At 72.1% G+C, this 21,642-nt stretch carries 21 protein-coding genes; 3 read left to right on the top strand and 18 right to left on the bottom strand.

Annotated features, from left to right (window positions below; genetic code table 11):
- Positions 1-2: 2 nt before the first annotated feature.
- The gene (ggt, locus tag ABT403_RS24580) at positions 3-1,802 is read right to left on the bottom strand and encodes a gamma-glutamyltransferase (RefSeq protein ID WP_344166368.1); all 1,800 of its coding nucleotides are present in this window, start codon (positions 1,800-1,802) and stop codon (positions 3-5) included.
- Between the two features lie 101 nt (positions 1,803-1,903).
- Between ggt and ABT403_RS24575 the strand changes: the two genes are divergently transcribed.
- Positions 1,904-2,626: a hypothetical protein gene (locus ABT403_RS24575; RefSeq protein ID WP_344166367.1), complete on the top strand. Its 723-nt coding sequence runs from the start codon at positions 1,904-1,906 to the stop codon at positions 2,624-2,626.
- On the opposite strand, the gene ABT403_RS24570 is transcribed toward ABT403_RS24575, so the two are convergent.
- The 5 genes from ABT403_RS24570 to murJ form a co-directional block, all read right to left on the bottom strand.
- Positions 2,586-3,911 carry a cytochrome P450 gene (locus ABT403_RS24570; RefSeq protein ID WP_344166366.1) on the bottom strand — a complete coding sequence of 442 codons (1,326 nt, stop codon included), beginning with the start codon at positions 3,909-3,911 and terminating at the stop codon, positions 2,586-2,588. The two genes, ABT403_RS24575 and ABT403_RS24570, sit on opposite strands and share 41 nt — an antisense overlap.
- A gap of 61 nt (positions 3,912-3,972) precedes the next feature.
- A complete protein-coding gene (locus tag ABT403_RS24565) occupies positions 3,973-4,476 on the bottom strand; it encodes a hypothetical protein (protein ID WP_344166365.1) in 504 nt (167 codons plus the stop codon).
- Positions 4,473-5,936 (bottom strand): ATP-binding protein, encoded by a 1,464-nt coding sequence (locus ABT403_RS24560; protein WP_344166364.1) that lies wholly within the window; start codon positions 5,934-5,936, stop codon positions 4,473-4,475. Before ABT403_RS24560 ends, ABT403_RS24565 begins: the two co-directional genes overlap by 4 nt.
- 9 nt (positions 5,937-5,945) lie before the next feature.
- Positions 5,946-6,626 carry a response regulator gene (locus ABT403_RS24555; protein WP_344166363.1) on the bottom strand — a complete coding sequence of 227 codons (681 nt, stop codon included), beginning with the start codon at positions 6,624-6,626 and terminating at the stop codon, positions 5,946-5,948.
- Between the two features lie 41 nt (positions 6,627-6,667).
- A complete protein-coding gene (gene murJ / locus ABT403_RS24550; RefSeq protein ID WP_344166362.1) occupies positions 6,668-8,311 on the bottom strand; it encodes a murein biosynthesis integral membrane protein MurJ in 1,644 nt (547 codons plus the stop codon).
- 333 nt (positions 8,312-8,644) lie between these two features.
- Here murJ and ABT403_RS24545 point away from each other — a divergent pair, with 333 nt between their 5' ends.
- Both ABT403_RS24545 and ABT403_RS24540 read left to right on the top strand, forming a co-directional pair.
- Positions 8,645-9,871 carry a L,D-transpeptidase gene (locus tag ABT403_RS24545; protein ID WP_344166361.1) on the top strand — a complete coding sequence of 409 codons (1,227 nt, stop codon included), beginning with the start codon at positions 8,645-8,647 and terminating at the stop codon, positions 9,869-9,871.
- Positions 9,872-10,012: 141 nt separating this feature from the next.
- Positions 10,013-11,602: a CocE/NonD family hydrolase gene (locus ABT403_RS24540; RefSeq protein WP_344166360.1), complete on the top strand. Its 1,590-nt coding sequence runs from the start codon at positions 10,013-10,015 to the stop codon at positions 11,600-11,602.
- A gap of 29 nt (positions 11,603-11,631) precedes the next feature.
- Here ABT403_RS24540 and ABT403_RS24535 read toward each other — a convergent pair whose 3' ends face one another.
- The 12 genes from ABT403_RS24535 to ABT403_RS24480 form a co-directional block, all read right to left on the bottom strand.
- The gene (locus tag ABT403_RS24535) at positions 11,632-12,510 is read right to left on the bottom strand and encodes an amino acid ABC transporter permease (RefSeq protein ID WP_344166359.1); all 879 of its coding nucleotides are present in this window, start codon (positions 12,508-12,510) and stop codon (positions 11,632-11,634) included.
- On the bottom strand, positions 12,507-13,151 hold the full coding sequence (locus tag ABT403_RS24530; protein ID WP_344166358.1) for an amino acid ABC transporter permease: 645 nt from the start codon (positions 13,149-13,151) through the stop codon (positions 12,507-12,509). Before ABT403_RS24530 ends, ABT403_RS24535 begins: the two co-directional genes overlap by 4 nt.
- 16 nt (positions 13,152-13,167) lie before the next feature.
- Positions 13,168-14,076 carry a glutamate ABC transporter substrate-binding protein gene (locus ABT403_RS24525; RefSeq protein WP_344166357.1) on the bottom strand — a complete coding sequence of 303 codons (909 nt, stop codon included), beginning with the start codon at positions 14,074-14,076 and terminating at the stop codon, positions 13,168-13,170.
- Between the two features lie 11 nt (positions 14,077-14,087).
- Complete coding sequence (locus tag ABT403_RS24520) at positions 14,088-14,831, bottom strand: amino acid ABC transporter ATP-binding protein (protein ID WP_344166356.1); 744 nt, start codon at positions 14,829-14,831, stop codon at positions 14,088-14,090.
- Between the two features lie 126 nt (positions 14,832-14,957).
- The gene (locus ABT403_RS24515; RefSeq protein ID WP_344166355.1) at positions 14,958-15,401 is read right to left on the bottom strand and encodes a DUF6278 family protein; all 444 of its coding nucleotides are present in this window, start codon (positions 15,399-15,401) and stop codon (positions 14,958-14,960) included.
- 74 nt (positions 15,402-15,475) lie between these two features.
- Positions 15,476-16,255 (bottom strand): exodeoxyribonuclease III, encoded by a 780-nt coding sequence (locus tag ABT403_RS24510; RefSeq protein WP_344166354.1) that lies wholly within the window; start codon positions 16,253-16,255, stop codon positions 15,476-15,478.
- Positions 16,256-16,285: 30 nt separating this feature from the next.
- A complete protein-coding gene (locus ABT403_RS24505) occupies positions 16,286-16,918 on the bottom strand; it encodes an MBL fold metallo-hydrolase (RefSeq protein WP_344166353.1) in 633 nt (210 codons plus the stop codon).
- A 24-nt stretch (positions 16,919-16,942) separates the two neighbouring features.
- Positions 16,943-17,533, bottom strand: a complete 591-nt coding sequence (locus ABT403_RS24500) for a hypothetical protein (RefSeq protein WP_344166352.1) — start codon at positions 17,531-17,533, stop codon at positions 16,943-16,945.
- Positions 17,530-18,693, bottom strand: a complete 1,164-nt coding sequence (locus ABT403_RS24495; protein ID WP_344166351.1) for an ROK family glucokinase — start codon at positions 18,691-18,693, stop codon at positions 17,530-17,532. Before ABT403_RS24495 ends, ABT403_RS24500 begins: the two co-directional genes overlap by 4 nt.
- A complete protein-coding gene (locus tag ABT403_RS24490; RefSeq protein ID WP_344166350.1) occupies positions 18,690-19,556 on the bottom strand; it encodes an ATP-binding cassette domain-containing protein in 867 nt (288 codons plus the stop codon). Before ABT403_RS24490 ends, ABT403_RS24495 begins: the two co-directional genes overlap by 4 nt.
- A complete protein-coding gene (locus ABT403_RS24485; RefSeq protein WP_344166349.1) occupies positions 19,553-20,590 on the bottom strand; it encodes an ABC transporter permease in 1,038 nt (345 codons plus the stop codon). Before ABT403_RS24485 ends, ABT403_RS24490 begins: the two co-directional genes overlap by 4 nt.
- Positions 20,587-21,597, bottom strand: coding sequence for a sugar ABC transporter substrate-binding protein (locus ABT403_RS24480; RefSeq protein WP_344166348.1), 1,011 nt, complete (start codon positions 21,595-21,597; stop codon positions 20,587-20,589). The genes ABT403_RS24485 and ABT403_RS24480 overlap by 4 nt, the downstream gene beginning before the upstream one ends.
- Between the last annotated feature and the right edge of the window lie 45 nt (positions 21,598-21,642).

Here is a 21,642-nt window from a genome sequence, read left to right as displayed (position 1 = left end):
CGCTACGGCCTCCCCTGCGGGTGCACGACCATCGCCGAGCCCCCGCCCCGCCGGGTGGTCTCGGCGGCCGCCAGCCAGCGCCCGTCCGGGAGCCGCTGGACGCCGGTCGCGGCGCCGATCTCCGGGTTCTGCCGGAACGCCTGGCCCAGGCCCTCCAGTTCGGTGCGCAGCGGGCTGTTCCACAGCGCGGGTTCCAGCTCGGTCGTGGTCTGGTTGCGCTGGCTGGCGCGCGGCGCCTTGATCGCGTCGACCAGCGGCAGACCCCGGTCCAGGTGGCCGAGCAGGGTCTGCAGCACCGTGGTGATGATCGTCGCCCCGCCCGGGGAGCCGACGGCCAGGACCGGGCGGCCGTGGTCGAGGACGATCGTCGGGGACATGGACGAGCGCGGCCGCTTGCCCGGGCCGGGCAGGTTCGGGTCCGGGACGCCGGGGGCGGCCGGGGCGAAGGAGAAGTCGGTCAGCTCGTTGTTGAGCAGGAAGCCGCGCCCCGGGACGGTGATGGCGCTGCCGCCCGTGGACTCGATGGTCAGCGTGTACGAGACCACGTTGCCCCAGCGGTCGGCGACCGTCAGGTGCGTGGTGTTCTCCCCCTCGTAGGTGGTCGGCGCGGCCTGGCCGGTGCCGCCGCAGGGGGCCGGGTGGCGCGGGTCGCCGGGGGCCAGCGGGCTGGTCAGGGCCTTGTCCGGGGTGATGAGGCAGCCGCGCGAGTCGGCGTACCGCTGCGAGAGCAGTTCGCGGGTCGGGACGGACTGGGCGGCCGGGTCGCCGACCCAGCGGCCCCGGTCGGCGAAGGAGATCCGGGAGGCCTCGATGAACCGGTGCAGGTACTGGGCCTCGGACAGCTTCGACAGGTCGGTGCGTTCCAGGATGTTCAGCGCCTCGCCGACGGTGGTGCCGCCGGAGGAGGAGGGCGCCATGCTGTAGACGTCCAGGCCGCGGTAGTTCACCAGGGTCGGCGCCTGCCGCTTGGTCCCGTACGCGCGCAGGTCGGCGGCGGTCAGGTCGCCGGAGCGGACCTTGCGCGTGGCGGCCGGGTCGACCGGGGGCGTGCGGACGGCCTTGACGATGTCGTCGGCGATCGGCCCCCGGTAGAGCGCGCCGGTGCCCTTGCGGGCGAGTTCGGCGTAGGTGGCCGCGAGGTCGGGGTTCTTGAAGACCGAGCCGACGGCGGGCAGCTGCCCGCCGGGCAGGAACAGCTCGCGCGTGGCGGGGAAGTCCCTGAAGCGGCCCTGGTTGGCCTCGGTCTGGGCCCGGAAGGTGGCGTCGACGGTGAAGCCGTCGCGGGCCAGTTTCTCGGCCGGGCGCAGGAGCTGGGACAGGGGCTTGGTGCCCCAGGCGTCGAGTGCGGTCTTCCAGGTGGCGGGGGTGCCGGGTACGCCGACGGAGCGGCCGCTGGTCTGGCCCTCTTCGAAGGGGATGGGGGCGCCGTTCTCCTGGAACAGGGTCTCGGTGGCCGTGGCGGGGGCGGTCTCGCGGCCGTCGACGGTCTGCACCCGGTGGGAGGCGGCGTCGTAGTAGACGAGGTACCCGCCGCCGCCGATGCCGGCGGAGTACGGTTCGGTGACCCCGAGCGCGGCGGCGGTGGCGATCGCCGCGTCCACGGCGTTGCCCCCGGCCCGCAGGACGGCGATCCCGGCCGCCGAGGCGTCGGCGTCGACGCTGGCGACGGCCCCTCCGTAGCCGACGGCCACCGGCACTTTGGGCGGGGCGGGGGCCGTTGACGGCGGAGCGGCGGCTCCGGTGGAGACGAGCGCCCCGGCGAGGGCTGCGAACGCTAACTGACGTGCTGCGGAAGCGCGCATCCGGTTCCTCCAGTCGACTGCCTGTCAGATCACCGTGCGGAAGCCTAGCTTCGCCGCACCCCCCACGTCATGAAGGTGGTGTGACGGCTACCATCCGCCGCATGAACGACGACGTGCGCAACATCGTGCTCGGAGTGGTGGCCACCGCCATCAGCGGCGGCTCCGGCTGGTTCACCAGGACGTACCTGTGGCGCCGGGCGCTGCGCCGCAAGCAGGCCTTCTTCGGGCTGCCGTCCGGATCCGACTGCCTGTTCGTGGCCAACCGGCAGATGGGCGGCACGGAGTCCTCGCTGCACCGCAGCGACGCCTTCGCGCTGCTGGAGATATCCGCCCTGATCAAGGACTGCGGGGCGACGGTGCGGATCGTCACCCACGAGGCCCGCCAGGGGTTCGGCGAGCGCGCCGAGTTCTGCGTCGGCGGGCCCGCCTCCAACTCCCGTACGGTGGCGCACCTGCACGCGATGCTGCCGGGTGTCCGGGTGGACCTCTCCACCGAGGCCGGGCCGGACCGGGGGGCGATCACCGTCGGCGGGGAGGCGTACCGCTGGGAGCCCGGGCTCGTCGAGTACGTGCTGCTGGCGCGGCTGACGAGCGGGCAGGGCTCGCGGCCGGTGTTCCTGCTGTCGGGGCAGACCGCCAACAGCAACCAGGCCGCGGCCCGCTATCTGGCCCGCAACCACGAGCGGTTGGCCCGCACCCATCGCGGGGCCTCCTTCTGCCTGCTGCTGAAGGTGGTCAACTCCGATGCGTACGGGCCCGATGTGACGGAGCTGGTGGCGGACGTCACCGCCGCGGCCCGGACACCCGCAGCGGCAGCCGCGTGATGCCGTTGATGAAGTTGGAGACCAGCCGGCGGGGCTCGCCGGCGAGTTCGGGCGCGGGCATCGTCGTGCACCACTCCTCGTAGAGGGTGCGCAGCTGGAGCCGGGCGAAGTGGGCGCCGAGGCAGACGTGGGGGCCGTCGCCGAAGGAGACGTGCGGGTTCGGGGAACGGCCGAGGTCGAGGCGGTACGGGTCGGTGAAGACGCGTTCGTCGTGGTTGGCGGAGGCGTGGAAGACCACCACCTTCTCGCCCGCGCGGATCCGGGTCCCGGCGAGTTCGGTGTCGCGGGCGGCGGTGCGGCGGAAGCTGAGCACCGGCGGGTGGACGCGCAGGAGTTCCTCGACGGCCCGGGCGGGCGGCGCGCCGCCGTCGGCGAGGGTGCGGTAGGCGCCGGGGTCGCGGGCCAGGGCGAGGAGGCCACCGGGGGCGGCGCCGCGCACGGTGTCGTTGCCCGCGACGGTCAGCAGGAAGAAGAACATCTCCAGCTCGGCGGGGTCCAGGCCGGCCTGGGCGAGGACGGTCATCACGTCATCGCCGGGGTGCTCGCGCTTGTGCGCGGCGAGTTCGCTGGCGTAGCCGAACATCTCGCCCAGCAGGGCCGGCGAGCGCGGGTTGAGGGGTTTCCCGTCGGGGCCGAGGAGGGGGTCGGGGGCGTCCTCGGGGTCCTGGTAGCCGATGACCCGGACGGTCCACTCCAGCAGCAGGCCCCGGTCCGAGGCGGGGACGCCGAGCAGGTCGGTGAGGTTGAGCAGGGCGTACTCGTCGGTGACGGTCCGCACGATGTCGGCGGCCCCGTCCTCGGCGCCGTCCCGGGCGGCGGCCAGGAGGGTACGGGCGCGTTCGCGGACCCGGCCGGCGAAGGCGTCGACCCGGGCGGGGGTGAAGGCCCGGGAGACGAGGCGGCGGAGCCGGCCGTGCTCGGGAGGGTCCTGGTTGAGCATGGTGCGCCGCAGGAAGGGCAGGTCGGCGGGGTCGGGGTCACGGATCTGGGTGGCTCCGAGCCAGGAGGAGTAGGTGGTGTGGTCGCGCAGGACGCGGACCACGTCGGCGTGCCGGGTGACGGCCCGGAAACCGGGCCCGGCGGGCCACCCCAGCACCTCAGGCTCCTCCTGCCGGGCCACGGGGTGGAGGTCGCGCAGGAGGCGGTACCGCTCGTGCGGGATGCCCCGGGCGTAGAGGCGCGGGTCGAACACGTCGGGCACGCCGGGCGGGCGGCGGCCGGCCGGGGCGGCGGTGCCGGGTGCGGCGGCATCGGATACGGCGGAATCGGGTGCGGCGGGTTCCATGGTCCACACCGTGACGTCACACCGGCCGCGCCCACAAGACGGCGGCAGCCCGCCGCCCGGCTCAGTGGCCCGCGTCGCAGCGGGCCGGGGGCAGGGTGGTGTCGGTGCCGCGCAGGGCCACCTCGTACCGGGGGTCCACGGTGGACAGGGCGCTGCACACCAGCTGGCGGCGGCCCAGCGGGTCGAGGCCGGCGACGGGGAAGGGCAGGCGCACCTCCAGCCGGTCGGTCACGACGACGGCGACCCCGCCCTCGGCGGCCTCCTCCCCGATCACCGGCACCCGGGTGCCCAGCCCCGCTTCCCGCTCCGCCGATCCGGGTCCGCGCAGCAGCCCGACCACGCTCCCCCGAGGCCCGCCCTGGGTGTACTCGGGCTGCGGGGCGGGGGCGAGGCGGCCGTCGGGGGTGACGAAGTAGGCCATGGAGCCGCCGGCCCGCGCGACGGCGACCCGCGCGGCGGCGCCGCTCTCCACGACCCCGGTGGGCTTGATCCCGCAGGCGGTGGCCGCCAGCAGCGGGGCCAGCAGGGCGGCGGCCACGGCGGGGCGCGGGAGCGGCCGGCTCATGCGGGCGCCTCCAGGGGCATGTCGAGGGTGAAGACCGCTCCCCCGTAGGTGTCCGTCCCCTCCGGGGCGTTGGCCGCGGTGAGGGTGCCGCCGTGGAGGCGGACGTTCTCCAGGCTGATGGCGAGCCCGAGGCCGCTGCCGGTGGAGCGGGTGCGGGCGGCGTCGGCCTTGAAGAACCGGTCGAAGATGTGCGGCAGCGCCCCGGCGGCGATGCCGGGTCCGCTGTCGGCGACCTCCACCACGAGGCGTTCGCCCTCCGGGTGGGGCGCGGTGCGCGCGGTGATCCGTACGGGGGCGGCGCCGTGCCGCAGGGCGTTGCCGACGAGGTTGGCGAGGACGACGTCGAAGCGGCGGGGGTCGAGGCGGGCCCGGACCCCTTCCGGCAGGCGGGTGGTGACGCGGTCGTCGTCCCAGTGGCGGCGCTGGAGGGTCTTGCCGACGGCTTCGCCGACGTCCACGTCGTCGAGGTTGAGGCCGGCGGCGCGGGCGTCGAAGCGGGAGATCTCCATCAGGTCCTCGACGAGGACGGCGAGTTTCCCGGTCTCGGCGCTGATCAGGCGCAGGGCCTTGGCGGTGTCGGGGTCGAGCTGCTCGGCGTCCTCGTCGAGGACCTCGGTGACGGCGAGCATCCCGGCGAGCGGGGTGCGCAGCTCGTGGGAGACGTCGGCGGCGAAGCGGCGGGCCCGCGCCTCGGCCTCCCGCAGTTCGGCGACGGACTCCTCCAGGGCGCCGGCGGTCTCGTTGAAGGTGCGGGCCAGGCCGGCCAGTTCGTCGGCGCCGCGGACCTCGATGCGGGTGTCCAGGCGGCCGCGGCCCAGGTTCTGGGCGGCGCGCCGCATGTCCCGCACGGGCCGCAGTACGCTGCGGGCCGCGAGCAGGGCGGGCACCACGGAGATCGCCAGGCCCGGGACGGCGCCCTGTTTGGCGGCCTGGACCATGGCGTCGACGGTCTGCTGTTCGGTGGAGAGCGGCATGACGGCGTAGAGGACGGCGCCGGTGGCCTCGCGGGCTCCGTTGTGGAGGAAGACGGCGGGCATGCCGATGGTCAGGTAGGGCTCGCCCCGGTCGTCCGTCACCCGCTGGAAGGCCCCGTGGGGGTGGTGGGAGACCTGGTCGCGGAGGGTGTCGGTGAGGACGTCGGAGACGGGTGCGCCGAGGTCGGCGGAGGAGGCGCGCAGGGTGCCGTACTCGCCGAAGACCACCCAGGGGTGGGGTTTGCCGCGCCGGCCGAGGTCGTCGACGACGCGCTGGAGCTGGCGCTGGTCCAGCGGGAGGGTCAGGGCCACGGCCTCCAGCTGGTCGCGCAGGGTGCTGACGGCGGTGTCCTGGCTCTGGGTGAGGACGGCGCTGCGCGCCTGCCGGTAGGTGAGGGCGGCGGTGCTGACCGCGCAGATCGCGGCGACCAGGAGGAAGGCGGCGATCAGGCGGGTGCGCAGGCCGAACGGCGCGCGGCTGGGCACAACGGTCTCCTAGAGCGGCCCGAAGCGGTAGCCGAAGCCCCGCACCGTCTGTATGTAGCGGGGGCCGTGGGCGGGGTCCTCGATCTTGTGGCGCAGCCGGCGGACGCACGCGTCCACGAGCCGGGCGTCGGCGTGGTAGCTGTGCTCCCACACGTTCTCCAGGAGCTGCTGGCGGGAGAAGACCTGTCCGGGGCTGGCCGACAGGTGGAGCAGGAGTTTGATCTCGCTGGGGGCGAGGGCGAGCCGTTCGCCGTTCCTGGCGGCGGTCAGGCCGGCGCGGTCGACGGTGAGCTCGCCGTGCCGTTCGACGCCGGGGCGGCCGGGGGTGTCGGGGCGGCGGCGCAGGACGGCCTTGATCCTGGCTTCGATGATGTCGGTGCGGGCGGGTTTGACGATGTAGTCGTCGGCTCCGGCCTCCAGGCCGACGACGATGTCGAAGTCGTCGCCGCGGGCGGTGAGCATGATGATCGGGACGAGGCTGGTCTCGCGGATCCGGCGGCAGACCTGGACGCCGTTGACGCCGGGGAGCATCAGGTCGAGGAGGACCAGCTCGGGGTGGAAGGCGCCGGTCAGGGCCAGGCCCTCCTCGCCGGTGCCGGCGGCTCTGACCTCGTGGCCTCTGCGGCGCAGGCCGAGGGCGACTCCTTCCCGGATGGAAGGGTCGTCCTCGATCAGCAGTACGCGTGGCATCCGGTCCAGTATCCCAAGGTGGTCTGCCGCCTTTCCTCCCCCTATCGGCCGGTCTTGCGGCGCAGGGAGTCCAGCAGGTCGGTGATCTCGGTCAGGCGCAGGGGCCTGGCGAGGAGTACGACGACCAGGGCCAGGGCCGCGGTTCCCGCGGCGGCGGCCGCGAACGCGCCGAGGCCGTCGGCGGCGCGGGCGGCCCCGTACCCGGCGGCGGCCGCGGGCAGGCAGGCGGCGAGCAGCCGCAGGTGGGTGCGCAGGGCGGTGGCGGCGCGGGGGCCGGTGCGCGGGCCGAGCCGGCGGGAGAGGGCGTACGCGGTGACGGCGGCGCCGCCGATGAAGGCGAGGGAGGTGGCGGCGGCCATGCCGGTGACGGCCCAGCGGGGCGACAGGAGCAGGTAGGCGGCGTAGGAGAGCCCGGCGTTGAGGGCGACGATGACCAGGTTGAGGAAGAAGGGGGTGCGGGTGTCGGAGAGGGCGTAGAAGCCGCGCGCGAGGACGTACTGGGCGGAGTAGGCGACCAGGCCGGGGGCGAAGGCGATGAGCATGCCCGCCATGGCGGCGACCCCGTCGGGGGTGACCTCTCCGTACCCGGAGACGCAGTCCATGATCCACGGGGCGAGGGCGGCGAAGAGGGCGGCGGCGGGCAGGACGAAGGCGGCGCTGGAGCGCAGGGCGTAGGAGACGTCGGCACGGACGGAGCCGAGGTCCGCGCCGGCGGCGGCCGAGCTCATCCGGGGCATGAGGGCGGTGACCAGGGAGACGGTGACGATGCCCTGCGGGACGACCCACAGCTGGTAGGCGCTGGTGTAGGCGGCGTAGCCGAAGCCGGAGCCGCCCGGCCGGTTCTGGACGGTGGTGGAGAGCTTGGTCACCACCCAGTAGGCGAACTGGTTGGTGAGGACGAGCATGACCAGCCAGCCCGCGTTGCGCAGGGGGCGGGTGAGGCCGCTGCCGCGCCAGTCGAAGCGCGGGCGCCAGCGGAAGCGGGCGGCGCGCAGCGCGGGGACCAGGGCGAGGGCCTGGACGACGATCCCGGCGGTGGTGCCGAGACCCAGCAGCCGGGTCTCCGCGGAGGTGAGGCCGTCGCCGCCGAGGGAGGCCTTCAGGAACCAGCCGAAGACGGCGATGATCACGAGGTTGTTGAGGACGGGGGTCCACATCATCGCGCCGAAGCGGCCGCGGGCGTTGAGCACTTGGCCGAGCAGGGTGAACAGCCCGTAGAAGAGGATCTGCGGCAGGCAGAACCGGGCGAGGGCGACGACCGTGCTCCGCTGCGCGTCGGTGTAGGAGGCGGGGGTGTACGCGTCGACGACGAGCGGGGCGGCGAGGACGGCGACGGCGGTGAGCACGAGGAGCGCCGCCGTGCAGGCGGTCAGCAGCCGGTCGGTGTACGCGGTCCCGCCGTCGCGGTGCTGCCGGGCGGCGCGTACGAGTTCGGGGACGAAGACGGCGTTGAGCGCCCCGCCTATGAGCAGCATGTAGATGATGTTCGGGACCGTGTTGGCGACGGCGTAGCCGTCCCCGAGGAACCCGGTGCCCAGCGCGGCCAGGACCACGGCGGAGCGGACGAAGCCGGTGGCGCGGGAGACGACGGAGCCGGCCGCCATCAGGGCGCCGCTGCGCAGCACCGAGGTCTTCGCCGGAGCGGGGTGCTCCGCTGAGGCGGGCCTGGTGTCGGTGGCGGTCACGGGCGGTCTCCCGGGGTTCGGGTGCGGGGGTCGAAGGTTGGAGGGTACCCGGAGCGGCGGCCGCCCCCCGCACCGCAATTCACATCCGGAAGATGCCATTCGGCTCTTTCCGCCGAGCCGAAGGTCCTTTATCCGGAGCCGACGCCACTTTCGGCCACGGCCCGTGAGAACCGGTCATAGGCCCACGCAGAAGCGGAATGTGACCGTTCGGCAACCGTTTCGCTGCGGCCCATGTCACAGCCGGGAAAAACAGATTTTCCGGGGAATGCGCAACCTAAAGTCATCCCGTTCACTCCTTCCCTGTGGACGATCAATGCTTCGGAGGGATTTTCCTTGAGCCGCTCACGCCGTACCGCACTCCCGCGCCGCCGGGTCCGCCATGCCGCGCTCGCCGGCACCGCGCTGCTGGCCGCCGCGCTGACCGCCTGCTCGGGCGGCTCCGGCGACGGTGCGGACGGCGGCGGCAAGGCCGCGGACGCGAAGAACAAGGCCCCCATGGCCGTGTCGGTGAACCTGACGGACGGCCAGGTCAAGTCAGGTGAGCCGGTCAAGGTGACGATCGCCGACGGCAAGCTGGCACAGGTGAAGGTGACGGACGGCAAGGGCGGGGAACTGGCCGGGCAGATCGCCGCCGACGGCAGGAGCTGGACCTCGGGCCGCAACGCCGCGCCGAACACGGACTACAAGGTCGAGGCGCAGAACACCGACAGCCAGAGCGCGGGCACGCAGTTCAAGACCTCGGCCGCCGACAAGGTGAACAAGGTCTCCATCAACATCGCGAAGGGCAGCACGGTCGGGATCGCGATGCCGGTCTCGCTGGTCTTCGACAATCCGGTGAAGAACAAGGCCGAGGTCGAGAAGCAGCTGAAGGTGACCACCTCGAACAACACCGAGGGGTCCTGGGGCTGGTTGAAGGACTATTCCGGCAACGACCGGGTGGACTGGCGGCCCAAGGACTACTGGAAGTCCGGCACCGACGTGAAGGTGGAAATGAACCTGAACGGTGTGGACTCCGGCGCCGGCGGCGGACTCTTCGCCCGCGATTACACCACCGAGTTCAAGATAGGCAAGGACCGCCGGATGGAGGTCAGCCTCGACACGAAGAAGATGTCCATCACCGAGGACGGCCAGGTCGTCAGGACGGTTCCCGTCTCGGCGGGTACGCCGGGCGGCGAGAAGGCCTCCTGGTCCGGGAAGATGGTGCTGATGGCGAAGGAGGGCACCATCTTCATGGACTCCCAGACGGTGGGCCTCGGCGACGCCTACGCCAAGATGGTCGACTACTCGATGCGGCTGACCTGGTCGGGCATGTACGTGCACGCCGCCCCGTGGAACGCCGACAAGTTCGGCAAGGCCAACACCAGTTCCGGCTGCGTGGGGATGAGCGACGCCAACGCCAAGGCCGTATACGAGCAGGTGCAGCCGGGCGACCCCCTGGAGGTGGTCGGCAGCGGCTCGAAGGGCAAGGCGGACCTCGGCAACGGCTACGGCGAGTGGAACCTGACCTGGGACCAGTGGAAGGCCAAGAGCGCGCTGACCGGTGCCACCCAGGCGGGCTGAGCGCGGCCCGGTACGGGCACCCGGAACCTGACGTTCCGCCAATTGTTACCGCTACGTAACTTACTGGCGGGTTACCTTGGGTAAGCCACTCCCGTTACCGTCGGGTCACTTTCGGACACCGGCGCACGCGAGGAGCGTTCGATGAGAGCCCGCCCCCACACCGCAGCGGCCGCGGCCGCCCTGATCGCGGCGACCGCCCTGAGCCTGGCCCCCCATCAGGCCCGGGCGGCCACGGCCACCGCCCCGCAGGCGCCCCTCCGGGCGTCGTCGGACCTGAGCTTCCACGACATCCCCGGCTCCGGAGGCATCACCCTCAAGGGCAACCTCTTCACCCCGGCCGGCGCCGAGCCCGGCCGCAGGTACCCGCTGATCGTGCTCCCCACCAGCTGGGGCATGCCGCAGGTCGAATACCTCGCCCAGGCCAAGCAGCTCGCCGACTCCGGCTACGTCGTGGTCGGTTACACCTCCCGCGGGTTCTGGCTCTCCGGCGGGCAGATCGAGACGGCCGGACCGGCGGACATCGCCGACGTCTCCGCCGTCATCGACTGGGCCCTCGCCCACGCCCCCGCCGACCCCGCCCGCGTGGGCCTGGGCGGGGTCTCCTACGGCGCGGGCATCAGCCTGCTGGCCTCCGCGCACGACCCCCGCGTCAAGGCCGTGGTCGCGCTCAGCGGCTGGGCCGACCTGATCGAGTCCATCTACTCCGGCCGCACCCAGCACCTCCAGGCCGCCGGCATGCTCGGCGCCGCCGGCTACCTCACCGGCCGGCCCGGCCCCGAACTCCAGCAGATCCTCGGGGACTTCCTCGGCTCGAAGCTGGAGAACGAACCGGCGATGATCGAGTGGGGGAAGAAGCGCTCCGCCTCCGAGCAGATCGACCGGATCAACGCCAACGGCGCCGCGGTCATGCTGGGCAACGCCTGGGGAGACACCGTCTTCCCGCCCAACCAGTACGCGGACTTCTTCGAGAAGCTCACCGGCCCCAAGCGCCTGGAGTTCCGCCCCGGCGACCACGCCACCGCCGAGGCCACCGGCCTCCTCGGCCTGCCCAACGACACCTGGACCCACGCCCACCGCTGGTTCGACCGCTACCTCAAGGGCGAGCGCAACGGCGTGGACACCGAGGCCCCCGTCCAGATCAAGTCCCGCAGCACCGGCGGCTACGAGGGCTACGCCGACTGGAAGGAGGTCGGCTCCGGCGGACAGGAGAGGCTCCCGCTCGCCGACGGCGAGCACGTGTGGGCCAACGTCGACTCCGGCGCGAACGGCGGGGTGATCTTCCTCTCCAGCGTCCTCGACCAGTTCGCCCAGGCACCCCCGGTCGCCTCCGTCCCCCTGCTCCCCCGCGCCTTCGCCGCCGTCTGGCAGTCCCCGCGCTACGAGCGGGAACGCCGCATCCGCGGCACCGTCCGCCTGCACACCACCGTCACCCCCACCAAGGGCGACGGCACCTTCGTCGCCTACCTCTACGACGTCGGCCCGCTCGGCATCGGCAAGCTGGTCAGCAACGCCCCGTACACCTTCCACGGGAAGGCCCCCGGGCAGTCCTTCGGCGTGGACCTGGACCTCTTCTCCACCGCCTACGACGTCCCCGCGGGCCACCGCCTCGCCCTCGTCGTCGACACGGTCGACCCGCTCTACATCGAGCACAACCCCACCGGCGCGCAGCTGACCTTCTCCTCGCCGCGCACCGACCCCTCGTACCTCTCGGTGCCCCTGCGCGAGCAGTGATCGCCGGCCGCTGCCGGGGGGCCGCGCGCCTACCTCCCCGGCAGCACCGGCCCCGGCTCGGCGGGGGCGACCTCGACGGCCCGGGTCTTGAGGCTGCGGCGCTCGCGCCGGGCCACCCAGGTGGCGAACCAGGACAGCAGCATGCACATCCCGATGTAGATCGGCGAGATGACCATCACGACGGGGATGAACGGCAGGTCGTAGTCCAGGTTCGAGGCGATCAGCTTGCCCGCGTGCAGGAACTCCTCGTAGGTGATCAGGAAGCCGAGCGAGGTGTCCTTCAGGGCCACCACCAGCTGGCTGATGATCGTGGGCAGCATCGCCCGGACGGCCTGCGGGGCCAGGACGAAGGTCATCACCTGCGTCTTGCGCATGCCGAGCGCGTACGCCGCCTCGCGCTGGCCCCGCTCCACGGAGTTGACGCCCGTACGGAAGACCTCGGCCAGCACCGAGCCGTTGTACAGGGTCAGCCCCGCCACCAGCGCGGGCAGCGGCTGCACCTTCAGGGCGACGAAGATGAAGAAGATCATCACCAGGACCGGCATGGCCCGGAAGAACTCCACGCACAGCGTGGCCGGCCAGCGCAGCGGCCGGTGCACCGAGAGCCGGCCGGTGGCCAGCACCGCGCCGAGCACCAGGGAGAGCACCGAGGCGTACAGGAAGGCCTTGAGGGTGTTGCCCAGGCCCTTGAGCAGCAGGTCCTGGATGCCCTCGTAGGCGAAGGGACGCCACTTGGCGGCGGTGAACTGGTGGGTGTCGAAGAGCAGGTACAGGATCCAGGCGAGCAGGCCGAGGATCACCACCGTCGAGAGGACTCCGTAGAGGAAGTGGCGGCGCAGGGTGTTCGGGCCGGGCAGGTCGTAGAGGGCGGTGGACTCCTGGTCCCCGTGCAGCGCGTGCGCGGTCATCGGGCGACTCCGTAGCGCTTCTCCAGCACGTTGAAGAGCGCGCTGATGGACAGGGTGATGATCAGGTAGCCCACGGCGATCCAGACGAAGGTCCAGATGATGCCGTAGCCCAGCTCGTTGAGGGTCTTGTAGGTGCCCAGCAGCTCGGTGACGCTGAAGGCGCCGGCGATGGCCGAGTTCTTGGCGAGGGCGATCAGCGTGGAGCCGATGGGCGGGACGACGGAGCGGAAGGCCTGCGGGAGCACGACCGTTCCCAGGGTCTGCCCGAAGCTCATCCCGAGGCTGCGGGCGGCCTCCCCCTGCCCCTTGGGCACGGTGTTGATGCCCGAGCGCAGCGCCTCGCAGATGAAGGCGGAGGTGTAGCAGCCGAGGGCGAGGACGGCGAAGAGCTGGAAGGGCAGGACCAGCCCGAAGCGGGGCAGGCCCAGCAGCACGGCGAAGAAGAGCAGGGTCAGCGGGGTGTTGCGCAGCACGGTCACCCAGACCGTGCCGAGGACCCGGAAGGAGCCGACGGGCGCGACGCGGAAGGAGGCCATCAGGAAGCCGAGGACCAGGGCGACGAGCGAGGCGTAGACGGTGAGTTCGACGGTGCCGAGGAAGCCCTTGCCGTAGAGCGCGAAGTTGTCGGTGAGTACGTGCACGGTGTGCGCTCTCCCCTCAGCCCGCGGGGTAGCGGTCGATGGCGGGCGGTTTCGGGGCGGGCTGGCCGGAGAGGCCGAGCGTGGCCTCGTAGGCCTTCTTCCAGTCGCCGTTCCTCTCGTGCGCCTCCAGGGCGTCGTCGAGGGCGAAGCGCAGGGCGTTGTCGGAGCGGGGGACGCCGATGCCGTAGGGCTCCTGGGAGAAGGGCTTTCCGACGACCTTGAGCTCGTCGGGGACCTTGGCGGCGTAGCCGAGGAGGATGGAGTCGTCGGTGGAGACGGCGTCGACCTGGTAGGTCAGCAGGTTGTCCACGCAGACCGAGTAGGTGTCGTAGGCGACGAGCACCGCCCGGGGGTAGTCCTTCTGGAGGCGCTGGTACGGGGTGGAGCCGGCGGCCGAGCAGACGCGCTTGCCGGCGAGGTCCTCGGGGCCCTTGACGTCCTTCTCGCCGCGGCGGACCAGCAGGGACTGGCCGGCCATGAAGTAGGGCCCGGCGAAGCCGACCTGCCTCTTGCGCTTGTCGTTGATCGTGTAGGTGCCCACGTAGTAGTCGATCTGGCCGTTCTGCAGGGCCGTCTCGCGGTTGGCGGAGGCGATCGTCTTGAACTCGATGCCCTTGGGGTCGAAGCCGAGCAAGGCGGACATCATCCTGGCGATCTCGATGTCGAAGCCGGAGTAGCGGCCGGTGGCGGGGTCCTTCTCCCCCATGTACGGCTGGTCCTCCTTGGCGCCGACCACGAGGTGTCCGCGCCTCCTGGCCTTCTCCCAGGTGGGCGAGGCGGGCAGGGTGAAGCCGGTGTCCACGTGGTAGACGGGCAGGTCCTCGGGCTGCGGCCCCTTGACCGGCGGACTGCCGCTCCTGCCGCAGCCGGAGGCGGCCGTGAGGAGGACGAGGGCCAGGGCGAGGGCGCGCAGGGTGTGCTTCATCGGGCCGCCCCTCAGTGCTTGAGGATCTTGGAGAGGAAGTCCCGGGCCCGTTCGCTCTCGGGGGCGGTGAAGAACTCCTCGGGGGTGCGGTCCTCGATGATCCTGCCGTCGGCCATGAACACGACGCGGTTGGCGGCGGAGCGGGCGAAGCCCATCTCGTGGGTGACCACGACCATGGTCATGCCCTCGGCGGCGAGCTGCTGCATGACCTCCAGCACCTCGTTGATCATCTCGGGGTCGAGGGCGGAGGTGGGCTCGTCGAAGAGCAGGGCCTTGGGGTTCATGGCCAGGGCGCGGGCGATGGCCACGCGTTGCTGCTGTCCGCCGGAGAGCTGGGCGGGGAACTTCTCGGCCTGGCTCGCGAGGCCGACCCGGTCGAGGAGCTCCCGGGAGCGCTTGTCGGCCTCCTCCCTGCCCCGCTTCCTGACCTTGATCTGGGCCAGGGAGACGTTGGCGAGGACGGTCTTGTGCGCGAAGAGGTTGAAGGACTGGAAGACCATGCCGACCTCGGCGCGCAGCCGGGCCAGTTCCTTGCCCTCGGCCGGCAGGGGGCGGCCGTCCAGGAGGATCTCGCCGGAGCCGATGGTCTCCAGGCGGTTGATGGTCCGGCAGAGGGTGGACTTCCCGGAGCCGGAGGGGCCGATGATCACCACCACCTCCCCGCGGCCGACGGTGAGGTTGATGTCCTGGAGGACGTGCAGATTCCCGTAGTGCTTGTTGACGTCCCGCAGCTCGATCAACGGATCGACGGCCATACGCTGCCCTGCCCACTTGTCGGTGTGTCGAGGTCAGCGCAAACTATCCAGCCGCCGAAGGGGACTTCACTTCGACACGCCCGAAAGGTACATAAAGTACATTGACCCTTTAATCGAGCGGAAGGGTCAGCCCTCCGAGGCCTCGGCGTAGGCCTGGCTGAGCTCCGGGGAACCCGTCATCGCCCAGGACACCCCCGACTCGACCACGCCCAGCTCCCGCCCCGAGGCCAGCCGGATCACGGGCTGGCCGTTCGGCCGGACCTGCCAGGCGGTCCCCGGGATGCTGCGGACGATCACGGTCCCCAGGTAGAAGCCCGCGTCGTTGCCCAGCCAGGGCGCCGCCTCGGGGTCGCGCCGCCAGCGGGGCATCAGCTGGTCGAGCGCCTCCAACGAGGCCGGGGTCTGGTCGAGTTCCAGCCCCGCCGCCCTCGCCTGCGAGCGCAGCAGCTCGCACTCCGCGAACAGCTCGCCGATGCCCTCGGGGTCGTCCTCGAGGGCGGCGGCGAGTCCCACCGCGCCCCGTACCGTCTCGTCCCGGTGCAGCCAGTTGGCCAGGAAGGGGATGTGCATACCGACCAGCCTGGCACCAGGATCCCCCGCTGGCCACAGGGCGCGCCCCGATCCGCGGTCCTTCCGGAGATCTCCTACAGATCGAGGTCGACCACGACCGGCGCGTGGTCGGAGGCGCCCTTGCCCTTGCGCTCCTCGCGGTCCACGTAGGCGTCCTTGACCGCCTTCGCGAAGGGCTCGTTGCCGTACACCAGGTCGATGCGCATGCCCCTGTTCTTGGGGAAGCAGAGCTGGCGGTAGTCCCAGTACGTGTACGGGCGGTCGTACTTCAGGGGGCGGGGCACCACGTCGGACAGGCCGGCGCCGCGCAGCGCCTCCAGGGCGGCCCGCTCGGCCGGGGTGACGTGGGTGAGGCCCTCGAAGACGGCCGGGTCGTACACGTCCTCGTCGGTGGGGGCCACGTTGTAGTCGCCGAGCACCGCGAAGGGGCGCGGGCCGGCCGCGTCCTCGGCGACGGCGGCGGTCAGGGCGCGGAACCAGTCCAGCTTGTAGCCGTAGTGGTCGTGCTCGATCTCGCGGCCGTTGGGCACGTACACCGACCACAGGCGCACCCCGCCGCAGGTCGCCGAGATGGCGCGGGGCTCCTGGACGCCCTCGTAGTCCGGGCCGCCGGGCAGCCCGACGACGACGTCCTCCAGCCCGACGCGGGAGAGCAGGGCGACGCCGTTCCACCGGCCGGTGGCGTTGACCGCCGATTCGTAGCCCAGCTCGCGCAGCGCGTCGGCCGGGAACTGCTCCGCCGTGCACTTGGTCTCCTGGACGCACAGCACGTCGGTGCCGGAGGCCTCCAGCCAGGCGAGCAGGCGGGGCAGCCGGGCGGTGATCGAGTTGACGTTGAACGTGGCGATACGCATGTCCACCAACCTACCGCCCGGCACTGACGGTCAGAGGGCGGCGCTCTCGCCTGCCCCGAGGCGGCTGTGCGGGGCGCCGCCGAGGTTGTCCAGGGTGAAGTCGTAGATCGGCCGGGCGATGTCCGCGAGGTAGGCGTCGTGGATGTCGATCGCCCGGCGCGGCTTGACCTCGCGGACGTAGTCGACCACTTCGGCGATCTTGTTCCAGGGGGCGTGCACCGGCAGCATCAGCGTGTCGACGGGGGCGTCCGGGACGGTCAGCGCGTCCCCGGGGTGGAAGAGGGAGCCCTCGACCAGGTAGCCGACGTTAGTGACGCGCGGGAGGTCCGGGTGGATCTCGGCGTGCAGCTCGCCGTGGACCTGCACCTCGAAGCCGGCGGCGGTGAAGGTGTCGCCGTGGCCGACGGTGTGCACCCGGCCCGGGTAGGCGGCCGCCATCCGCTCCGCGACGCTGCGCAGGGTCCACAGGGCCGCCGCCGGGTTCGCGTCGAGGGCGGCCCGCAGCCGGCCCTCGTCGAAGTGGTCGGGGTGCTCGTGGGTGACCAGCAGGACGTCCGCCCCGAGGCCGGCGTCGGGTTCGCTGAAGACGCCCGGGTCGATGACGAGCGTGTGCCCGTCCTTCTCCAACTGGACGCAGGAGTGGAGCCGTTTGGTGAGCTTCATGATCCCCACCCTATGCCGCCCCGGTTACGGGACGGTGGTGGAGACCACGTAGACCCGGGGGGCGGCCGGGTTGGTGAAGTCGACGGTGACGTCACGGGTGGGCCGCGGATCCTCGGCCTCCAGGGTGACCCCGGACCACTGGTGCGCGGGGCTCCAGCTCCAGCCCGCGACCTGCGCGTCGCGCTCGGAGACCGAGACCCCGGGGGTGAGCGCCCCGCGGCTGGTGCCGACGTCGGCCAGGAAGGCGTCCAGCTGCTCCGGGGTGACCTGGAACTGCACGTACAGCCGGCTGGTGTGCCAGTTGTTGGTCTCCAGGTAGCCGACGTGGGACGCCATCAGCGGGATCGGGACCTCGTAGATGCTGCGCTGCACCTTGGACGGCCAGTCGGGGCGCACCTTGGCGGCGCCGACCCGGGCGGCCTTGTCCCGGCCGCTCTCGCGGCTCTGCTGGGCGGAGATGGCCAGGTAGCCGGCCGGGACGCCGATGAGCAGCAGGATGATGAGCGCGGTGACCCAGCGCCGGCGCACGGTGCTGCGCCGCTCCTCGGCGGTGGGAGGCCGGCCGCCGCCCGCCTCGGGCGAGGAGGCCTGGCGGGGCAAGATGGGCGGTGTCACTGCTGTTCCTGCTCCTCGGGGCCGGCGGCGGCGCCGCGCCGGCCGTACTGCGCGTAGCGCTCGTAGCGCTCGACCCGGCGGCGGGTGGCGCGCCGGAAGCGGCGGGCGACGAGCCGGGCGAGGTCGGCGGCGCCGACCATGCCCGCCTCCGGGCCCAGCTCGGCCTTGGCGATGCGGGCCTCGGGGCGGTAGCCGCGGCCGGTGAGGTGGCGCCGGAAGGCGTCCCGGGCGGGGCCGATGAGCAGGTCGTCGGCCGCGCTGACGCCGCCGCCGATGACGAAGCACGAGGGGTCGAGGGCGGCGGCGAGGTTGGCGATGCCGACGCCGAGCCACTGGCCGATGTCCTGGAGCAGCTCGACGCACATGGCGTCGCCCTCGCGGGCCAGCTCGGTGATGAGCGGCCCGGTGATCTCGTGGACGTTGCCGCCGACCCGGGCGATGATGTCGTGCGCGACCGGGGAGTCGGCGGCGGCCAGCTCCCGGGCCTCGCGGACCAGGGCGTTGCCGGAGCTGTACTGCTCCCAGCAGCCGCGGTTGCCGCAGGGGCAGCGGTGTCCGCCGGGGACGACCTGCATGTGGCCGAACTCGCCGGCCACCCCGTAGCGGCCGCGCTTGACCTGGCCGCCCTCCAGGATGGCCCCGCCGATGCCGGTGCCCAGGGTGATCATGACCAGGTGGTCCTCGCCGCGGCCGGCGCCGAAGCGCCATTCGGCCCAGGCGGCGGTGTTGGCATCGTTGTCCACCATGACCGGGACCGCGAGGCGGGACTGGAGGGCGTCGCGCAGGGGCTCGTCCCGCCAGGCCAGGTGGGGGGCGAACAGGACGCGGGAGCGGTCGGCGTCGACCCAGCCGGCCGCGCCGATGCCCACCGCGTGCACGTCGTGCCGGTCGGAGAGGTCCAGGACCAGCTCGGCGATGGTGTCCTCGACGACCTTGGGGCTCTTGGACTTGTCCGGGGTCTCGGTGCGGATCTTCTCCAGGATGACCCCGTCGGCGTCGACGACGCCTGCCATCACCTTGGTGCCGCCGATGTCGATGCCGACCGTCGGGACGCGGGGGGCGGTCAGGTGCGACCGGCGCTCACGGGTCCCGATGGTCCGCAGGACGGTGCCTCGCGCCGACCCGCGGTGGGTGAGCGAGAAGTCCCGGTAGGTGGTCATCGAGTCGTGTCGTCCCTGTCGGAGGCGGTGGCGGGGGTGGCGGGGGTGCCGGGGGTGGAGCCGGACGGGGTGTCCGGTCCTGATTCTGCCACCCGCTCCAGTTCGTGGCTCAGCTCGTCCAGCTCCGAGCCCCCCGCCATCTGCCGGGTGAGCTCGTCGAGGGTGATCGAGTCCCGGGTGTGGCTGCCCGCCATGGCGCCGCGCTTGAGGAGCACGAAGCGGTCGCCGACCAGGTGGGCGTGGTGCGGGTTGTGGGTGATGAGGACCACGCCGAGGCCGGCGTCGCGGGCGGCGGCGACGTACTTGAGGACCACGCCGGACTGCTTCACGCCGAGCGCGGCGGTGGGCTCGTCCAGGACGAGGACCTTGGCGCCGAAGTACACGGCGCGGGCGATGGCCACGCACTGGCGCTCGCCGCCGGACAGGGTGCCGATGGGCTGGTCGACGTCGCGCAGGTCGATGCCCATGCGCAGCAGCTCGGTGCGGGTGGTCTCGCGCATGTGTGCCACGTCGAGGCGGCGGAAGGGGCCGCGGCCCCTGGTGGGCTCGGAGCCGAGGAAGAAGTTGCGCCAGACCGGCATCAGGGGGACGACGGCGAGGTCCTGGTAGACGGTGGCGATGCCGCGGTCGAGGGCGGCGCGCGGGTTGGCCAGCACGGTCGGCTCGCCCTCGATCTCGAAGGTGCCGGCGTCGTGCCGGTGCAGCCCCGCGATGATCTTGATGAGGGTGGACTTCCCGGCGCCGTTGTCGCCCAGCACGCAGGTGATCTCGCCCGCCGAGACCTCCAGGGAGACGTCGCGCAGGGCGCGGATGCTGCCGTAGTACTTGCTGACTCCGGTCAGCTTGACCAGGGGCGTGCTCATGACCGTGCCTCCGCCCGCTTGCGGACCCATGCGTTGAGCAGCGTGGCGAGCAACAGCATGGCGCCGAGGAAGAACTTGAACCAGTCCGGGTTCCACTGGGCGTAGACGATGCCGTTGCTGGCCATGCCGAAGATGAACGCGCCGACGGCCGAACCGATCGCCGAGCCGTAGCCGCCGGTCATCAGGCAGCCGCCGATGACGGCCGCGATGATGTACAGGAACTCGTTGCCGACGCCCTCCCCCGACTGGACGACGTCGAAGGAGAAGAGGATGTGCTGCCCGGAGATCCAGGCGCACAGCGCGACGCCCATGTAGAGCCCGATGCGGGTCTTGACGACGGGGACGCCGGTGGCGCGGGCCGCGTCGGCCCCGCCGCCCACGGCGAAGATCCAGTTCCCGGCGCGGGTGCGCAGCAGGATCCAGGTGGCGACGGCGACGAGGGCCAGCCACCACAGGATGGTGACCTTGAGGGTGACCGAGCCGACGTTCCACTGGGAGGCGAACAGCGCGCGGGCGGAGGGGAAGCCCTCCATGTCGGCGATGGTCTTGGTGGAGACGGTGCCGCTGATCAGTTTGGTGAAGCCGAGGTTCAGGCCGGTCAGCATCAGGAAGGTGCCGAGCGTGATGATGAAGCTGGGCAGCTTCGTGCGGGTGAGCATGAACCCGTTGAAGAAGCCGAGGGCCAGGGTGACCAGCAGGGACACCCCGACGCCGACCCAGACGTTGGCGGTCATCTGGTAGCTGAACATCGAGCTGAACAGCGCCGACGTGGTCACCATGACGCCGGCGGACAGGTCGAACTCGCCGCCGATCATCAGCAGGGCCACCGGGACCGCCATGATCCCGATGGTGGAGGCCGAGTAGAGGACCGTGCTGAGGCTGGAGGCCTTCAGGAAGCTGTCCGCGGCGAACGAGAAGAACACGAAGACGGCGGCGGCGCCGACGACCGCGCCCAGCTCGGGGCGGCCCAGCAGCCGGCGCACGGGGGAGACGGGCGCGAGCCGCTCGTCGGCCGGCGGGGCGGCGGCGCTCATCGGCTGCCCCGCTTGATGAAGGACTCCAGCTTGGCGGCCTGGTCCGCGGTGACGATCTGCGGACCGGTCAGCACCGGGCGGCCGCCGCCGAGCACGTCGGCGTTGTAGCGGTAGAGCCACAGCAGGTCGACGGCCTCGTACCCCTGGAGGTAGGGCTGCTGGTCGACGGCGAAGCCGAGGGCGCCGGACTTCAGGTCGCGGGCGACGGACTCGTTGAGGTCGAAGGTGTCCACCTCGGCCTTGCTGCCCGCGGCCTGCTTCGCCTTGACGGCGGTGGGGGCGAAGGGGGCGCCGAGGGTCAGGACGGCGTCGATGGAGGGGTCGGCCTGGAGCTTGGCCTGCATCGCGGCCTGGACGGAGGGCATGTTGGTGCCCTCGACGTAGAGGTTCTCCATACTGCCGCCGAAGGTCTTCTTCGCCCCGGCGCAGCGCTGCTCGTGGCCGACGTTGCCCTGTTCGTGCAGGACGCAGACGGCCTTCTTCAGGCCCCGCTTGGTCATCTCGGTGCCGACGGCCTCACCGGCGATCTCCTCGTCCTGGCCGATGTGGGCCAGCGCCCCGTACTCGGCCGACTGGGCGGAGCCGGAGTTGACGGTGATCACGGGGATCCCCGCCTTCACGGCCTTGCCGACGACGTCCTTGAGGGCTTCGGGCTTGGCGAGGCTGACGATGATCCCGTCGACCTTCTGGTCGATGGCGTTCTGCACGAACTGGGCCTGCTGCTGTGCCTGGTCGTCGTGGGAGTAGACGAAGTTGATGTTGTCCTTCGCCGCGGCCTCCTTGGCGCCCTTCTGGACGATGTCCCAGAAGGTGTCGCCGTCGCCCGCGTGCGTGACCATCGCGAAGGTCCAGCGCGGCGTGGACACGGCGGGCCGGCCCGCCTCCGCGGCCTTCGCCCGTTCCTCGGCACGCTTGCCGCCCGTGCTGCTGCAGCCCGCGAGGGAGGCCCCCAGTACCGCCGCGAGGACGGCGCCGACGACGCGTACCCCTGTCCGAACCCTAGCCACGTCCCCGTGCCCTTCCCTCGTCCGTCATGAATCGGTCATTTCCGG

Origin of the sequence: Streptomyces sp. NPDC000075 (assembly GCF_040301925.1) — a bacterium.
Taxonomy (GTDB): Bacteria; Actinomycetota; Actinomycetes; order Streptomycetales; family Streptomycetaceae; genus Streptomyces; species Streptomyces polychromogenes.
The sequence above is the reverse complement of the archived record's forward strand: the minus strand, read 5'-3'. Positions and strand labels throughout refer to the sequence as shown.

Bases quoted from the DNA above. Each gene is read 5' to 3' on its own strand.
- ggt (WP_344166368.1), bottom strand. From the start codon at position 1,802: ATGCGCGCTTCCGCAGCACGTCAGTTAGCGTTCGCAGCCCTCGCCGGG.
- ABT403_RS24575 (WP_344166367.1), top strand. From the start codon at position 1,904: ATGAACGACGACGTGCGCAACATCGTGCTCGGAGTGGTGGCCACCGCC.
- ABT403_RS24570 (WP_344166366.1), bottom strand. From the start codon at position 3,911: ATGGAACCCGCCGCACCCGATTCCGCCGTATCCGATGCCGCCGCACCC.
- ABT403_RS24565 (WP_344166365.1), bottom strand. From the start codon at position 4,476: ATGAGCCGGCCGCTCCCGCGCCCCGCCGTGGCCGCCGCCCTGCTGGCC.
- ABT403_RS24555 (WP_344166363.1), bottom strand. From the start codon at position 6,626: ATGCCACGCGTACTGCTGATCGAGGACGACCCTTCCATCCGGGAAGGA.
- ABT403_RS24540 (WP_344166360.1), top strand. From the start codon at position 10,013: ATGAGAGCCCGCCCCCACACCGCAGCGGCCGCGGCCGCCCTGATCGCG.
- ABT403_RS24535 (WP_344166359.1), bottom strand. From the start codon at position 12,510: ATGACCGCGCACGCGCTGCACGGGGACCAGGAGTCCACCGCCCTCTAC.
- ABT403_RS24525 (WP_344166357.1), bottom strand. From the start codon at position 14,076: ATGAAGCACACCCTGCGCGCCCTCGCCCTGGCCCTCGTCCTCCTCACG.
- ABT403_RS24520 (WP_344166356.1), bottom strand. From the start codon at position 14,831: ATGGCCGTCGATCCGTTGATCGAGCTGCGGGACGTCAACAAGCACTAC.
- ABT403_RS24515 (WP_344166355.1), bottom strand. From the start codon at position 15,401: ATGCACATCCCCTTCCTGGCCAACTGGCTGCACCGGGACGAGACGGTA.
- ABT403_RS24510 (WP_344166354.1), bottom strand. From the start codon at position 16,255: ATGCGTATCGCCACGTTCAACGTCAACTCGATCACCGCCCGGCTGCCC.
- ABT403_RS24505 (WP_344166353.1), bottom strand. From the start codon at position 16,918: ATGAAGCTCACCAAACGGCTCCACTCCTGCGTCCAGTTGGAGAAGGAC.
- ABT403_RS24495 (WP_344166351.1), bottom strand. From the start codon at position 18,693: ATGACCACCTACCGGGACTTCTCGCTCACCCACCGCGGGTCGGCGCGA.
- ABT403_RS24490 (WP_344166350.1), bottom strand. From the start codon at position 19,556: ATGAGCACGCCCCTGGTCAAGCTGACCGGAGTCAGCAAGTACTACGGC.
- ABT403_RS24485 (WP_344166349.1), bottom strand. From the start codon at position 20,590: ATGAGCGCCGCCGCCCCGCCGGCCGACGAGCGGCTCGCGCCCGTCTCC.